This is a genomic window from Myroides marinus, from assembly GCF_900109075.1.
Lineage (GTDB): Bacteria > Bacteroidota > Bacteroidia > Flavobacteriales > Flavobacteriaceae > Flavobacterium > Flavobacterium marinum_A.
On the sequence record NZ_FNYS01000001.1, the window covers coordinates 302,832 to 318,871 of the forward strand.

General features: G+C 35.3%; 18 protein-coding genes. 8 read left to right on the forward strand and 10 right to left on the reverse strand.

Annotated features, from left to right (window positions below; all coding sequences use genetic code 11):
• Window positions 1–122: 122 nt before the first annotated feature.
• Window positions 123–1,274, forward strand: a complete 1,152-nt coding sequence (locus tag BMX53_RS01415; protein WP_074744274.1) for a sensor histidine kinase — start codon at window positions 123–125, stop codon at window positions 1,272–1,274.
• A 37-nt stretch (window positions 1,275–1,311) separates the two neighbouring features.
• Here the strand turns inward: BMX53_RS01415 and BMX53_RS01420 are convergent, their stop codons facing one another.
• Both BMX53_RS01420 and greA read right to left on the reverse strand, forming a co-directional pair.
• Window positions 1,312–1,701, reverse strand: a complete 390-nt coding sequence (locus BMX53_RS01420; RefSeq protein ID WP_038984960.1) for an HIT family protein — start codon at window positions 1,699–1,701, stop codon at window positions 1,312–1,314.
• Between the two features lie 16 nt (window positions 1,702–1,717).
• Window positions 1,718–2,194: a transcription elongation factor GreA gene (gene greA / locus BMX53_RS01425; protein WP_074744276.1), complete on the reverse strand. Its 477-nt coding sequence runs from the start codon at window positions 2,192–2,194 to the stop codon at window positions 1,718–1,720.
• Between the two features lie 154 nt (window positions 2,195–2,348).
• Here greA and BMX53_RS01430 point away from each other — a divergent pair, with 154 nt between their 5' ends.
• Complete coding sequence (locus tag BMX53_RS01430) at window positions 2,349–2,804, forward strand: hypothetical protein (protein ID WP_074744278.1); 456 nt, start codon at window positions 2,349–2,351, stop codon at window positions 2,802–2,804.
• 161 nt (window positions 2,805–2,965) lie between these two features.
• Here the strand turns inward: BMX53_RS01430 and BMX53_RS01435 are convergent, their stop codons facing one another.
• The 8 genes from BMX53_RS01435 to BMX53_RS01470 form a co-directional block, all read right to left on the reverse strand.
• On the reverse strand, window positions 2,966–5,110 hold the full coding sequence (locus BMX53_RS01435) for a TonB-dependent receptor (protein WP_074744280.1): 2,145 nt from the start codon (window positions 5,108–5,110) through the stop codon (window positions 2,966–2,968).
• 239 nt (window positions 5,111–5,349) lie between these two features.
• A complete protein-coding gene (gene arfB, locus BMX53_RS01440) occupies window positions 5,350–5,748 on the reverse strand; it encodes an alternative ribosome rescue aminoacyl-tRNA hydrolase ArfB (protein ID WP_074744282.1) in 399 nt (132 codons plus the stop codon).
• Entirely contained in the window at window positions 5,733–6,359 is a 627-nt protein-coding gene (gene pnuC / locus BMX53_RS01445; RefSeq protein WP_074744284.1) for a nicotinamide riboside transporter PnuC, read from the reverse strand. The genes arfB and pnuC overlap by 16 nt, the downstream gene beginning before the upstream one ends.
• A 72-nt stretch (window positions 6,360–6,431) precedes the next feature.
• Window positions 6,432–7,151 carry a Bax inhibitor-1/YccA family protein gene (locus tag BMX53_RS01450; protein WP_038984971.1) on the reverse strand — a complete coding sequence of 240 codons (720 nt, stop codon included), beginning with the start codon at window positions 7,149–7,151 and terminating at the stop codon, window positions 6,432–6,434.
• 47 nt (window positions 7,152–7,198) lie between these two features.
• The gene (locus tag BMX53_RS01455) at window positions 7,199–7,816 is read right to left on the reverse strand and encodes a 4'-phosphopantetheinyl transferase family protein (protein WP_074744286.1); all 618 of its coding nucleotides are present in this window, start codon (window positions 7,814–7,816) and stop codon (window positions 7,199–7,201) included.
• Between the two features lie 146 nt (window positions 7,817–7,962).
• Window positions 7,963–8,403, reverse strand: coding sequence for a large conductance mechanosensitive channel protein MscL (gene mscL / locus BMX53_RS01460; protein WP_038984975.1), 441 nt, complete (start codon window positions 8,401–8,403; stop codon window positions 7,963–7,965).
• A gap of 44 nt (window positions 8,404–8,447) precedes the next feature.
• Window positions 8,448–10,892 carry a bifunctional UDP-N-acetylmuramoyl-tripeptide:D-alanyl-D-alanine ligase/alanine racemase gene (locus BMX53_RS01465; protein ID WP_074744288.1) on the reverse strand — a complete coding sequence of 815 codons (2,445 nt, stop codon included), beginning with the start codon at window positions 10,890–10,892 and terminating at the stop codon, window positions 8,448–8,450.
• A gap of 64 nt (window positions 10,893–10,956) precedes the next feature.
• Window positions 10,957–11,316 (reverse strand): DsrE family protein, encoded by a 360-nt coding sequence (locus BMX53_RS01470; protein ID WP_038984978.1) that lies wholly within the window; start codon window positions 11,314–11,316, stop codon window positions 10,957–10,959.
• A gap of 177 nt (window positions 11,317–11,493) precedes the next feature.
• Here BMX53_RS01470 and BMX53_RS01475 point away from each other — a divergent pair, with 177 nt between their 5' ends.
• The 6 genes from BMX53_RS01475 to trxA all read left to right on the forward strand — a co-directional run bounded on the left by BMX53_RS01475 (window position 11,494) and on the right by trxA (window position 16,027).
• Window positions 11,494–12,054, forward strand: a complete 561-nt coding sequence (locus BMX53_RS01475) for a YeeE/YedE family protein (protein ID WP_038984980.1) — start codon at window positions 11,494–11,496, stop codon at window positions 12,052–12,054.
• 211 nt (window positions 12,055–12,265) lie between these two features.
• Entirely contained in the window at window positions 12,266–12,679 is a 414-nt protein-coding gene (locus BMX53_RS01480; protein WP_074744292.1) for a DUF6691 family protein, read from the forward strand.
• Between the two features lie 89 nt (window positions 12,680–12,768).
• Window positions 12,769–13,401: a Crp/Fnr family transcriptional regulator gene (locus BMX53_RS01485; RefSeq protein WP_038984983.1), complete on the forward strand. Its 633-nt coding sequence runs from the start codon at window positions 12,769–12,771 to the stop codon at window positions 13,399–13,401.
• Between the two features lie 8 nt (window positions 13,402–13,409).
• The gene (locus tag BMX53_RS01490) at window positions 13,410–14,201 is read left to right on the forward strand and encodes a sulfite exporter TauE/SafE family protein (RefSeq protein ID WP_074744294.1); all 792 of its coding nucleotides are present in this window, start codon (window positions 13,410–13,412) and stop codon (window positions 14,199–14,201) included.
• Between the two features lie 73 nt (window positions 14,202–14,274).
• Window positions 14,275–15,708 carry an MBL fold metallo-hydrolase gene (locus tag BMX53_RS01495; protein ID WP_074744296.1) on the forward strand — a complete coding sequence of 478 codons (1,434 nt, stop codon included), beginning with the start codon at window positions 14,275–14,277 and terminating at the stop codon, window positions 15,706–15,708.
• A gap of 1 nt (window position 15,709) precedes the next feature.
• Entirely contained in the window at window positions 15,710–16,027 is a 318-nt protein-coding gene (gene trxA, locus BMX53_RS01500) for a thioredoxin (protein WP_038984992.1), read from the forward strand.
• The last annotated feature ends 13 nt before the right edge of the window (window positions 16,028–16,040 follow it).

Genomic DNA, 16,040 nt, shown 5'->3' on the forward strand with positions numbered 1-16,040 from the left:
TTGAAGAAAAGTAAAGTTACAAAAGCTTTTAAGAACGATAAAATTTTTAATACCACATTAAAGCAAAATCAATTCATTTATTTTAATTACTTTTAATTCTCATTACTAAACCATTTCAAAACTTGAGAAATAAGAAAGAAATATTTCGCTGGTCAGTAATCACTGCCGCACTGATAACCCTATTAGTCATTCTGTGGAACACTTATTCCTTCTTTCAAACCTATAAAACAGAAGAAAGAACTAAAATGAAAATATGGGCAGAGGCACTTAACACTTTAGATATAGCCACTTCTATAGAAGCAGACGTATCCTTACCATTTCTAATCATGATGGAGAATAAAACTATTCCTATCATACAGACAGATGTCAACGACAGTATCCTAGCATTAAATAACATAGACGAACATGTAGTCAATACTATAGAGAAAAAACAAGCTCTACTGCGAAAACTAAAATCACAGAACCCTCCTATCATACTAAAAGTAGGTAAGCAAACACAGTATGTCTACTATGGTAACTCTTCACTGCTAACTAAACTGAAATATTATCCAGTGACCCTAGTATTGATTTTCTTGTTTTTCACTGTCTTATTATTTTACTTCTACAGAAGTAATAAAGTAGCTACTCAAAACAAACTGTGGACTGGTATGGCTAAAGAAACTGCTCACCAGATAGGTACACCTCTTTCCTCACTACTAGGATGGATAGAAATTATGAGACTAGACAATATTAGTCCAGATATCACAGAAGAAATAGAGAAAGACGTAAAGAAGCTACAGATTATCGCAGACCGTTTTTCTAAGATAGGTTCTATACCTAAACTAACTGATGTAGACATCATAGCCGAAACCCGTAAGACATTTGACTACTTCTCTATCAGAAATTCTAAGCAAGTCCTATTCACTATGGATAGTCCTGATTATGAAATCATGATACCTCTTAACAAAGAGTTACACAGTTGGACCATAGAGAACTTAATCAAGAATGCTATAGATGCCATGAAAGGGAAAGGAAAATTAGATATCCATATCCAAGACACACCTAAGGCTGTAAACATCTTTATCACAGACTCTGGTAGCGGTATACCGAAGAAAGTACTCAAAAAGATCTTCGAGCCAGGATACACCACTAAGAAACGTGGATGGGGTCTAGGATTATCATTAACAAAACGGATAGTAGAAGACTTCCAAAACGGAAAGATAAAAGTAACACAATCAGAAGTAGGTAAAGGAACCACATTCTGTATTACTTATAACAAAAAAAGGTTGCACTAATATCAGTGCAACCTTTTTTGTTTTATAATGAGTAGTCTTATAGATGACTACTAATAGCTTTAGCTACATCTGTGAATTCCTCTGGAGTTAACTTTTCTTTCTTAGTGAATCGCATATCATCCATCTCTTGTAGAGGTATTAGATGTACATGTACATGAGGTACTTCTAGCCCTACTACAGCCATACCGATCCTTTTACAAGGCACTGCTAATTCAAGTGCTTTAGCCACCTTACGAGAGAACTTCATCAATTCCATATAATGATCCTCTTCCATATCAAAAATCTTATTGATTTCCTTTTTTGGAATACATAACGTATGTCCTTTAGCATTAGGATTGATATCTAAGAATGCTAAGAAGTTATCATCCTCAGCTACTTTATAAGCAGGAATCTCTCCAGTAATGATTTTAGTGAAAATAGAACTCATAATATATATATTTTAATTAGTCTCTAGAAATCTCAAGAAGCTCAAACTTCATCGTACCATTAGGAACCTGTATCTCTGCTACATCTCCTACTGATTTTCCTAACAACCCTCTTCCGATAGGTGAAGTTACAGAAATCTTTCCAGCTTTAAGATCAGCTTCGCTTTCTGCTACTAATGTATAGGTAATCTCCATACCATTAGCTTGGTTCCTAATTTTTACTTTAGACAATACTAAAGCTTTAGACGTATCTAACTGAGACTCGTCTATTAATCTAGCATTCGCTACTACCTCTTCTACTTTAGCTATCTTTAGTTCTAATAATCCTTGTGCTTCTTTGGCAGCATCATACTCTGCATTCTCAGACAAGTCTCCCTTATCCCTTGCATCAGCTATCGCTTGAGATGCTCTTGGACGCTCCACACTTTTCAACTGCTCTAATTCGTCTTTTAGTTTCTTAAGACCTTCCGCAGTATAATACGAAATCTTACTCATAATTAACTCGTTTATATAAATAGAAAAAATCCCATAAAAACGGGATTCTTCACTATAAAGATATTTTTATTTTTTCGTTAAATCAATAATTGACTGTTCTGTTATATTTGTCAAAGTTAAATAATTAAATTTGTTTTTCAAATAGTTTATTAAAATGAAGAAGATATTTCTAATCCTATTTACCATAGTCATAACTATCTCTTGTAGTAAGAGTAACAACGATAATAACTACCCAAATATTCCTGTAGTTAATATTAATTTTGATTTAAATCTGAACCTCCCTTCTGCAAATGATTTACGTGTTCCTAATGGGACTTACATTGACTATAATCACGGATATAATGGGATTGCGATTGTTAATAATGTAAGATATTACTCTGCATGGGAATTAACCTGCCCTGATCACAATGCTGCTACTCCATGTTCTAAATTAGTTCAAAAGAAGAAAAATGATATCTATGTATATTGTCAATGTAAAGATAAGCACAATGGACAAGAGGCGCAGTTTAGTCTAATCACAGGTCAATCCATGACTCCTGGATTAAAGTATGTCCAACTAAAACCTTATCCAGTATACGAATCTAATGGAGCACTAAGAATTCGCTACTAGACATCATATCTATAAAGCAAAGAAGTATACCTTATTTACAGCAAGTGAACTAGGTACAACTAATCTGAAATACCTAATACTTATAACAAAAAAACACCATATCGCTATGGTGTTTTTTTGTTATAAGTAATCTAGCCTATTAGATTGCTTGGTTATAATATTTAGAACTTAATAGTTAGCCCAGCTAAAATATTAAACTCTGCCTGTGGATAATATGATGGTCCCCATTCTGGGTCATAATATCCGTTAGACATATACTTCACATTAAATATATTATTTGCCAATACAGATACTCCTACTGATCTTACCCATCCCTTAATAGGAAACTCATACGTAGCACTAAGATCATTGATAAAATAAGAATCTAACTTAGACTCTTTTGCATCTAGATTAGCCATATACTGCTCACCTACGAATTTAGTTAGCAAGGATACACTCATTCCCTCTACTGGTAGATAAGTAATAGCATTAGATGCGATGAAGTCAGGTGAGAACGCAATATTAGTAGTACCTAAATTTACTGCCTGTCCATCCACTGTAGTCATAAAGTTTTTATTCTTATTCGCACTTATCGTCATACTAGGAGCCCAGTATAGCTTATCTAATACACGTACATTAGCATCTATCTCAATACCTGCTCTATAGCTATCCCCACTATTCGCTCTTAACATCCCTCCTACATCATTAATTTCTCCTGTTAAGATTAATTGGTTCTTATACTTCATGTAATATGCATTCACATTTACAGTAGCTCTATTCCCTTTAAATCTCCATCCTAGCTCATAATCATCCATACTCTCAGACTTAGGCTTTCCTTCACCTTCATAATCCTTTCGATTAGGCTCTCTATTTCCTTTAGCATAGGAGAAATACAGTTGATTAGAATCATCTACCTGATATGTAATACCTCCTTTAGGATTAAAGAAGTTAAACTTATCATCTACTAAACCTGTTTCAATACCGTTAGCCTCATACGTCACACGTCTATACTGCATATCTCCATATAAACTCCACTTATCAGCGAACTGCCAAGTAGCCTTCGCATAGAAGTTCATATCTGTCTTTACAGCATCATCTCTATAGTATTCATAATTAGGCGTTAGCTTCACAGGTTCTCTAGTCCATAACACATTACCGAAGTGATCACCTTCATATTTATTAGCTCCTCCTCCTACGATTACACTTATTTTATCAGCAGTATAATTCGTATTGAACACCATTCCATAGAAATGATTAGCTAAACTCTTCTGTCTAATTAAGTCAGTCTTATTTACCTCTTTACCATCTACCACGATAGGATTAAAACCATACGTCTTAAACTTTTGGTTAGTCTTATAATTCTCATAATATCCATCACCCTTAGTATAGTGAAGAGACACATTAGATGACCATGCTGAAGACCACTTCTCACTCCAGTGTAGCTGATAATGTGTCTGTATATAATTATCAGTCTCATTATCATAGAACTGTGTATTTCCTTGATCATCCTTATACTTTCCAGCAGGATTATACCTACGTCCGTACTTATCTATATCCGCCTGAGATACACCATTCCACGCTTGGTAAGTTCTCTGTTTTCCACCGAACATTACAGCTTTTACTAATGACGTTTCACCCACATACACCCCTTGTAAATAATATGACTTCATCTTAGACAAAGCTCTATCGATATATCCATCAGACTTCATATCAGACAAACGACCTGCAATCTCAAACTTGTCATTGATTAAACCAGTACTGAACTTAACCGTAGACTTTCGAGTATTATAACTACCAAAAGAATTAGATATTTCTCCATTAGCATCATGAGAATAGTCATCTGTCTTTAAGTTAAGACTTGCACCAAAAGCAGCAGAGCCGTTAGTTGATGTTCCTACTCCACGTTGCAACTGTAAATTCTGTACAGAAGAAGTAAAGTCAGGCATATTTACCCAAAACGAACCTTGAGACTCTCCATCGTTATACGGAATACCATTTAGCGTTACATTGACACGAGTAGCATCAGATCCACGTACTCTAAAGCTAGAATACCCTATCCCATTACCCGCGTCTGTAGTAGTCACCACAGAAGTCATATAAGACATCATCGTAGGAATATCTTGACCTAGATTACGCTTACCTAAGTCCTTCTTAGACAAGTTAGCATAAGCGATAGGTGTCTTCTCATCCACACGAACAGCAGATAATACAATTTCGTTAAGTGTTGATTGTTGAATAGAATCTTTTACTTGTTTATCTTGAGCGTAAGCTGTAGCACCTATACAGGTAGCTGTCAAGACTAAAGATTGTAGTAAAGTTTTTTTCATTCGTAAAAAAGTATCTACAAATAAAAGGGGCAATTATTCTTATTAATTAATAATTACACTAGTCCATAACAGTTCTAGCAAGAACTGTTCTTACTCCCTTGGCAGCATTACCTGCCCAGGTTCTATGGGTATGATCTCAGCCGTACGGCACCCCTTTGAGATTTATGGTACAAATATAGGCTGTTTTTCGAAAGAAAAACAACAATTCAATTAAGATAAATTCTTTAACACAGTTAGACTTATAACACTCTTTTTCTCAAGGCTTTCTTTAAAGAATTCTGTTGTTTATTCTCTTTTCTCTTCTGTATTACTCGACGAGGAGTCTTAGTTTCTCTACGTTCTTTCTCTATGTGCAACCCAATAGCTAACAATTGAAAGAAACGGTCTACTACAATCTCTTTATTCTTAATCTGACTACGTGTATTATCTGCATCTAAGATAAGTACTCCCTCCTTATTAAATCTGTTCTTTAGACGTTCTAACAGTAGCGTACGCTCTTCATCAGATACTCCTTGCGAATTCATACAGTCCCAAGACAACACTACCTTAGAAGACACTTTATTAACGTTCTGACCTCCAGCACCACTACTGCGTACTGCCTTAAAGCTCAATTCTTTTTCTATTACTTCTCTAAGCATTTTCCTCTATTTATAGTTTTATACCACGAGATATAAGCCATCGTGGCCAATACAGTAAAGATAGCAAATTGTACTGCTAAAATACCATATCCTCTATATGCATATAAGGGAACAGATACGATATCACCTATAATCCATAATGTCCAGTTCTCAATTTTCTTTAAAGCCATATAGTACATCCCCGTAAAGAAGATACCTGACGTGATGATATCTATATAATTTTCGGGTAAAATCTCTTTCCCAGAGAAATGATATACACCGTAGATTACCACTAATGTCACAAAGAATATAATAATACCGTTAACCTTCTCTCGCATATTAGTTCGACTAATCTTAAGCACTGTATCTCCATCTTTCTGTCTAGACCAATTATACCATCCGTAAACACTCATGATAGAGTAATATCCATTTAAGATCATGTCTCCATAATAACCGATAACGTATAATAAATAAACTGTAATAATAGTAGCGATAATACCTGTAGGATAGACTAAGATATTTTCCTTACCCGCATACCATACACTCAGTATACCGAATATAAATACTATTGATTCTAATATTATCTGAAGAGAACTCGCCTCTTTATAAGCTCCAAAGAAAAAGTCAAACATAAGTAGTGTGTTGTATAAAAAAACCGCGTTCTCTAAGAGAACGCGGTTCAAATGTATAATTTATCTTTCTAATTAGTTGTTTCTGCTCATTAATATTCTTAGGATGTACCAGAATAATAACATTAAAGATGCAAATAATGATAGAGCTGCAGGGATGTATTGGTTCGCTGCGTACTCATTCTTAATCTGCCAAGTAGAGTATAAGATAGATCCTGATGCTAATCCAACCATAGCTAATGAGAACCATAAACCTAAGTCAAATCCGAAGATCATACCAGCGATGATAACTCCTAATGCTAAAAAGAATCCAATAGTTAGGATAGATCTCATAAATGAGAAATTAACGCTAGATCCAAATACTACTCCTGTCAATCCTCCGAATAATGCTAAAGTCAAGATACCAGCTTGAGCTAATAAAGCTCCATTAGGTGCCATGCTTAAAGCGATATACATAATAGGCACGAAGATTAATGCTTCTGCGAATGTATATAAGAAGAACCCAGCGTACTGTTGTGTCTTATTTGTTGTATTATCAGCTAACTTTTGAGCATACCAAGTAATTCCCATAAAAGCACCAATCACGATAAGCCATGAGAATTTACCCATTCCGATAAGCTTAAACATTCCTTCTACTACGAATGGAGTATTAAGCATAATAGTTTCTAAAATAATAAAAGCTAATACTCCCATAGCTAGGGTAGCATAAGTCTTTTTATAAAATTGTGCTCTTACTGTCTCAGATTCCTGAGCAACAGGCACCATGTAATTCAAATTGTTAAAATTATTTTCCATTCCTTTTATATTTTTACCAAAAATAGTAATTAAAATTATAATTTATACTATGATTTTGATTCTAACGCATAAACCAACACGAAATTACCTAAATCAATTAGCTTATATTCAAACAGTTGTTTAAATATTTCATTATTCACAATAGCTCGCTTCTCTCCAGTCAATACATTCATATCATCTTTAAAACTCAGACTACGAGATTCACACATTTTAAACATAGCTTCTTTAGCACACCACACCTCAGTTAACACCTCTATTTCGTTTTGTGCGTTTGTAGCTAACTCCAATTCTATTGTATTACAGAATTTATTAGCGATGCGTTTTATCTTATCTCTTTTCATCTCCACGTCTATTCCTACATTCTCAGTTCCTATTATGATAGACGCATATTCAAAAGAGTGAGATATAGAAATATGAGAACCATCTACTAATGACGGTTTACCATTCTCATCATAACACAAATCTAAATCAGAATACCCAGCAGCACTTAACAAATGTCTCACGGCCATAAAGCCTTTTTGATGTACCTCTGATTTCATTTTACTGAAGCGCTCTTTTGTAGCCTCTCGCAGTACAACACCCTCTCTAAGATTATCCAGATTCTCTTCTACTCTCCAGATAAGTACTCTATAATTATCTTCTATTATCTCTTTTATTAAAGGCATATTCTCATCTCTAATTAATAAGGCAAAGATATATGAAATAAAAAACTCTTCATTACATCATTTACTCAAGGGAAGTAATCTCTACTTTATACTACAAAAAAAGCCACTCAAACGAGCGGCTTTTAAATATTAGTGATTATTCTAATTTATTGTTTCTTTAATAAATCTCTAATTTCAGCTAAAAGATCTTCTTGAGTAGGTGCTGGTGGTCCTGCTGGTGCTTCCTCTACTGCTGCAGCTTCTTTCTTCTTCAATGTGTTGATTCCTTTAACTAATAAGAACACACACAGTGCTAATAAAGTAAAGTTGATAACTTCAGTAATGAAACTACCATACGCAAATACAACGTTTCCGTCAATTCCTCTAGCTGCTGCTAATGGAGCTCCGTCAGGTGCATCTCCTTTTAACACTAAATACATATTAGAGAAGTCTGGTGTACCAATAATAGCTGATACGATAGGCATGATAACGTCGTTAACTACACTTGTAACGATTTTACCGAATGCTCCCCCAATGATAACCCCTACTGCAAGGTCCATTACATTCCCTTTAACAGCGAATTCTTTAAATTCTTTTACAAATCCCATAATCTTGATTGTTTAAGTTTTGAAGTGTTAAAAATATAACTTTTTTACTCTACAAAAAAAATTCTTTTAACGCGAAGTGCAATACTTGTTAAAATCTCATATGGTATAGTATTTATTTTTTCAGCTATTATAGTGACAGGCAGGTCTTTACCAAAAATAATGACTTCATCATTTTCTTCACAATTTATATTTGTTACATTAATCATTAACATATCCATACAAATCGAACCTGTTATTTCTGCTTTTTGCCCATTTACCAAGACATAGCCGACACCTGCACCCCATGATCGATGCACGCCATCAGCATAACCAATTGGTACTGTGGCTATACGAGTTCGACCTTGTGAACGGAATCTTCTACCATATCCAACACTATCAGCATCATTTATTTCCTTTATTTGCATTATGCGAGTTTTAAGAGTGCTCACATTAGCCAATTGTTGCATTTCTTCTTTATCATTTCCTACTCCATATAATCCAATACCCAATCTTACCATGTCAAACTGATATGCTGTAAAGTGAAAAATACCAGATGTATTTAAAATATGTCTAATAGGATTAATATCTAGCTCCTGCATTAGTTTATCCGAATTCTGTGTAAACATATCTATTTGCCCTAAAGTAAAATCAGTGTACTCGGGCATATCACTCGAAGATAAATGAGAGAATATAGACTTCACCTCTACTACATTAGTATGTCTAAGTACTTCGATTAGTTCGTCTAAGTCTCCTGTCAAGAATCCGTGTCTATGCATCCCCGTATCTAACTTAATATGGATCGGGTACTCATAACAGTTGCGTTCTCTTGCTACCTTTAAGAAAGCATTTAACTCACGTACAGAGTACACCTCTGGTTCTAAGTCATACGCTATCATAGCAGAGAAAGCATTAATCTCAGGATTCATCACTATAATCTTAGTATTCACACCAGCCTTTCGCAGTTCTATTCCTTCATCAGCAAAAGCAACACCTAGATAATCTACATTCTCATGAGCTAATAACTTAGCTATCTCATAGCTACCATTACCATATCCGAACGCCTTTACCATTACCATAATCTTAGTCTCAGGTTTAAGCTTAGATCGATAAAAATTAAGATTGTGACACATAGCAGTCAGGTTGACCTCTAATACAGTCTCATGTGTCTTCTTCTCCAACATAGTCACTATCCTATCAAAGCGAAAGCCTCTAGCCCCTTTGACCAAGATGTTCTCATCCGTAAAGTCATCTACAGAAACCTTCTGTAAGAACTCCTCTGTATCTTTATACAGATAAGCATTACTAACGCCTACCAGGTACTTACTGATATGCTCACCGATACCGATAATACGCGTAATATGATGTGTAACCAACAATTCTTTTAGCTGACTATAAATCTCTTCTACCTCAAAGCCACTCTTAAACATATCTGATAAGATAACTGTCTTAGACGAGCTAACTTTGTGCTTCTCTAAGAAGTCAAGAGCTATAGATAACGACTGATAATCTGCATTATAAGCATCGTCTATTATAGTACAATTATTCACTCCATTCTTGACCTGCATACGCAGCTCTACAGGATAAAGACCTTTAATACGCATAGCAATAGTATCAGCTGTATAGCCTAAATAAACCATCATACTAATACACGTCATGATATTGTGTACAGAACTATCATCTGTAAAAGGAAGTTCTACAGAAAAACAGTCTTTTTGATTAACAACAATAGATAAGGTAGATTGTGTTACTTGCCCATATACATTAGCTCTAACATCACTAAGGCTCCAAGTATATACAGATGTTATAGGAGACAGATATTTAAGTAATAACTCATTTAGCTCACAGATCACTACCTCAGCATTGACAAATAGTTTTGCCTTCTCACTTACCTTTTGCTCCAGAGACTGAAACCCTTCTCCGTGCTCTTCTGTCAGTGCAGTAAATACACCTATAGTAGGCTTCACTACTTTAGCTAACTTCTCCATCTCTCCTATAGTAGAGATTCCTACCTCGAAAATACCTAGATTATGCTTTTCCTCCATCCCAAAGATAGATAGAGGTACACCCGTCTGAGAATTATAACTTTTAGGACTCTTGATAATCCTATATTCTTCACTTAGCAGATAGTTTAGCCATTCTTTTACGACAGTCTTTCCCTTGCTACCAGTAATTCCGATAACGGGAAAATCAAAACTATCTTTATGAAAAATAGCTGCACTCTGAAGTGCAGCTAATGTATTATTAACTTTAAAATATAGCACACCTTGTGTAGGGTGTACTTTAGATTCGTCAGATATAACGATATATCTAACTCCTTTATTTACCAGCTCATCGACATAATCATGTCCATCGTGATTACCTCCTTTTAACGCAAAAAACAATGTGTGTTGATCGTTTTGTAACGACCTACTATCTACGGATATATTAGTAATATCTACATACTCACTCTTGTTATTTCCTATAATGTCTGCTCCAATAAAAGAACAGAACGCATCCGTATTAAATTTCATTCTTTTGCACTATTTGATATACAAAGGTAAAGAGAGTTCTACGACACTCTATCTATATAAAGTCTTAAAAATTACATTTTATGTAAGACCAACCTTCTTCTTGTTTTTCGATGATATACACCAAACCAGAAGGTACGAAAGACACATTATCTAAGATATCTGCCTTATCTATCTTACGAGCATTAATTGTATTCTCACACGCAAAGAAATGAATTCCTTTTTGCATCACAGCTTTAAGTGGCTCACCTACCATCGTCTTGCTTTTTCTCAGCATACCGATACCAGGTCCGTGTACTACTACATGAATAGTCACATCCTCATTCCAGTGATTTCTAACATTAGTAACATAAGTCATTAAAGCATTTTGTTCATTAATGTTGTCAGTGTTTAATTGAAATACAACGTTGTGTTTTGTATTTTTCATAAGTGTATCTATTTTTTAAGTTTTGGGTTCTATTTTTTTGGTTCTATAAAACTACTAAAAACCACCGAAAGCGACTAATAATCTCTACTTTCTTTTTTTGCACTTATGTATCCTAGGTTACATTTCTTGTCAGTTATAATAAGGAACTTTGTCTTATCAAAATTTAAAACAACAGATATGGAATGGATATATGGCCCATGGCCTTGGTACGTAGGAGGATTATTTATCGCAGCTACACTGATACTACTTTTATTAATGGGTAAGAGCTTTGGGTTCTCCTCTAATCTACGCACGATGTGCTCTATGATGGGAGCAGGTAAAAGTTGTGATTTTTTCTGTTTCAATTGGAAAGCACAGACGTGGAACTTGTTATTCTTAGTGGGTACTATCTTAGGAGGTTTTATAGCATATCACTTTCTTAGTGTAGAACCTGCCGCTATACCCTTAGGGCAAAACACAATAGATAAACTAAATCAATTAGGTATAGAGAGTGCTGGTAAAGCATACATCCCTACAGAGCTATTCTCTAACGAAATATTCGGATCTGTCAAGTCGATTGGTTTACTGCTATTGGCAGGATTCTTCGTAGGATTTGGATCGAGATATGCAGGAGGATGTACTTCGGGCCACGCCATCAGTGGACTAAGTAACCTACAGTTGCCATCACTTATAGCAGTGATTGGTTTCTTTATTGGAGGATTGATTATGGTACATTTATTATTCCCTCTAATCTTCTAAGTTACATATTAGATTTAGTATGCCTTAAGTCTTGTATTGGATAAGTAAGTACTCTATCCACTATACATCCATAATGACTCCGTTAAATAATACAAAACAACGGACTCACCACAGACTCATAACGGACTCACTACGGACTCACCCAATACAAAACTGGATCTGCACAGATACCAATATCAAACAATACAAATAGTTATATAAACAATATACAATGAAAAAATTAGCCTATTTATTAGTTGGAATGCTTTTCGGGATAGGAATGTTTAAATCAGGAGCAGCATCGTGGTTCCGCATTTATGAAATGTTTCAATTCGACAGTTTCCACATGTATGGAATTATGGGAACAGCCTTAACCATAGCTGTAGCTGCAACCTATATCATCAAGAAAAAGAATATTAAAGATTTCTCTGGTAATCCTATAGAGTTCACTCCTAAAGAGAAGAGCGTACCGCGCTACCTCATCGGTGGTATCTTTTTCGGATTAGGCTGGGCCTTAGGAGGCGCTTGTCCTGGACCGATGTTTGCACTATTTGGAGCAGGTTTCTTACCTATCTTGATAGCTATTATTGGAGCTCTATTAGGAACGTGGTTCTATGGAATAATCAGAAAATGGTTACCTCATTAATATGATATTTCTACCCTAGATTCCAATACTTTTAATATCTTGCTTCAGTAATGTAATTTACATTATTTTAATCACTAGTTTATTCTTTTATGGAGCATATTATCAGGGCTAAATACAGTCCTATCTTTGAGGAAAAGTTATTAGATGAGATCATAGAAGTCTCTACAATAAAGGACTTCAAAGAAGGCGAAAAACTTATGGAGATAGGTGAGTATATTAAGAAAATACCTCTCCTACTGGAAGGTGCTATTAAGATCATACGCGAAGACCAAAGAGAAGGTGAGATAGTACTCTACTTTATAGAAGAAGGTGATACCTGTGCCATGACATTGACCTGCTGTTTAGGAGAGACTAAGAGTCAGGTGCGCTCTATAGCTGAACGCGATGGTAGTGTAGTGATGGTACCTGTAAGCAAGATGGACGAATGGTTAGTCAAATACAAGAGTTGGAGAAACTTCGTACTAAATAGTTATAACAATCGTATGAATGAGATGCTGACGGCTATAGACAGTTTAGCGTTTATGAATATGGAGGAACGACTGTGCAATCTACTTAGAAACAAAGCAAAAATTTACAACAGTAGATTTATCAATAATACTCATCAGGAGCTGGCAGACGAACTGAATACATCAAGGGTAGTTATCTCCAGAATATTAAAAACCTTAGAAAACGAAGGTATTATACAACTCAATCGCAAATACATCGAGTTGCTTAAACCTTAATCATAGCTATGGATTATACATCATTAATAGGTTATGCATTAGCCTTACTTATCGGGATATCACTTGGACTTATCGGTAGTGGAGGTTCTATACTGACTGTCCCAATACTGGTATATATTATGAAGGTAGAACCCTTTATTGCTACAGCCTACTCACTATTTATAGTTGGCTCTACTTCACTAGTTGGTGGTATCAAAAACTATATTGACAAAAAAGTAGATCTAAAAGCAGTAGCCTTATTTGGTATACCCTCTGTGATTACTGTCTATATTGCCAGAGCTTACTTACTCCCATTAGTTCCAGACATTATCAGTATTGGTAGTTGGAGTATCGATAAGAATATAGTATTGATGGTCTTGTTTGCATTAGTGATGTTCACTTCTGCTACGAAGATGATCAGACCTAAAAAACAAGAAGAAATACAGGATACTAAGCCCGCATTATCAGGATTGTTTATACAGGGAATCTTGATTGGGTTATTAGCTGGTACAGTAGGTGCTGGTGGAGGTTTCTTGATCATTCCTGCATTAGTATTATTCGCTAAGATGCCGATGAGACAGGCTGTAGGTACATCACTCTGCATTATAGCTATACAGTCATTAATAGGTTTTTTAGGAGACTTAGGACACACTGCTATGGACTGGGGGATGCTACTAACATTTAGTGCGATATCTATCATAGGTATATTTATAGGCATCTACCTAACACGATTTGTCCCAGACAAAAACTTAAAAAAGGGATTTGGATATTTTGTACTAATTATGGCAATATATATCTTAATTAAAGAAGTGTTTTTATAATATGTAACCTAAGTTACTGTATTTTTAAAAACATATTTATAATTTTACTACAAACAAAGAAATAAACGACAATATGAAAATAGAACAAATTTATACAGGATGTTTAGCTCAAGGAGCTTATTATATAGAAAGTAATGGTGAAGTAGCAATCATCGATCCACTAAGAGAGGTACAACCTTACTTAGACAGAGCGGCTAAGGATAATGCTACTATTAAATACATATTCGAAACACACTTTCACGCTGACTTCGTGAGTGGACACGTAACATTAGCTGATAAGACTAATGCTCCTATCGTATACGGACCGAATGCTAACCCTACATTTAAGGCGCATATCGCTACTGATGGAGAAGTATTTAAATTAGGTAATATCACTATCACAGCATTACACACTCCTGGTCATACTATGGAGAGTACAACATACTTACTAAAAGACGAGAATGGTAAAGATCACGCTATCTTTAGTGGAGACACATTGTTCTTAGGAGATGTAGGACGTCCTGACTTAGCTCAAAAAGCAGCTAATCTAACACAAGAACAGTTAGCAGCTACATTATATCAAAGTTTACGCACTAAGATTATGCCATTAGCAGATGACGTTATTGTATATCCAGCGCATGGTGCAGGGTCTGCATGTGGTAAAAACTTGAGCAAAGAGACTGTAGGTACATTAGGTGACCAAAAACAAACTAACTACGCTCTACGTGCTGATATGACTGAAGCTGAATTTGTAAAAGAAGTAACTGATGGATTATTACCTCCACCTGCGTACTTCCCATTAAACGTAAAACTTAATAAAGAAGGTTACGAAAACGTAGAGACAATCATCGATAATAATAAAGCATTAACTCCAAGAGAGTTTCAGGTATTAGCAGAAGAGTCAGGTGCTCTAATCTTAGATGTACGCTCTGCTGCAGACTTCGCTGCTGGTCATATACCAGGTGCTATCTTTATCGGATTAGATGGACAATTCGCTCCTTGGGTAGGTGCATTAATTACAGATATTAAACAAGCTATCATGTTAATCACTCCTGAAGGACGTGAAGAAGAGGCTATCATTCGTCTATCACGTGTAGGATATGACAATACGTTAGGATACTTAAAAGGTGGGTTCAATTCTTGGAAAGCAGAAGGTTTTGAGTATGACACTGTACAACAAGTAACTGCTCAAGAATTAGCTGACAAATTAGCTAGTGAAGATATTAAAGTCGTGGATGTACGTAAACCAGGTGAGTATAACTCTGCTCACTTAGAGTACAAAAACTTAACGCATTCTCCATTAGACTTTATCAATGATAATATCGCTGACTTCCCTACTACAGGTAAGTTCTATATCCACTGTGCTGGAGGTTACCGCTCATTGATCGCTTCTTCTATTTTAAAAGCAAGAGGATATCATAATATGATTGATGTTATCGGAGGTTTTGGTGCTATTAAGAATACATCTGCTCCTATCGTAGAGGCTACGTGTAGCTCTACATGTAGTAGCACTGCTAAAGCAAACTAATATGAGTAATTTTCAAGAGTTAATCGATAGAGATCAGTTAACCTTAGTTGATTTCTTCGCTACGTGGTGTGGACCATGTCAGATGCTTGCTCCAGTATTAGAAGAGGTAAAAAAAGAGTTGAAAGACGATATCTCTATTATCAAGATTGATGTAGACAAGAATACGGCTCTTACTACTCAGTATAGTACGCAATATCAAATGAGAGGTGTACCAACGTTAATGCTGTTTAGAAAAGGAAAGCTTCTGTGGAAACAGTCAGGTTATATGGATAAGCAAACTCTGCTAAACCATATCGAACAATATAAAAATAATTACTAGAGAAATAGCTACT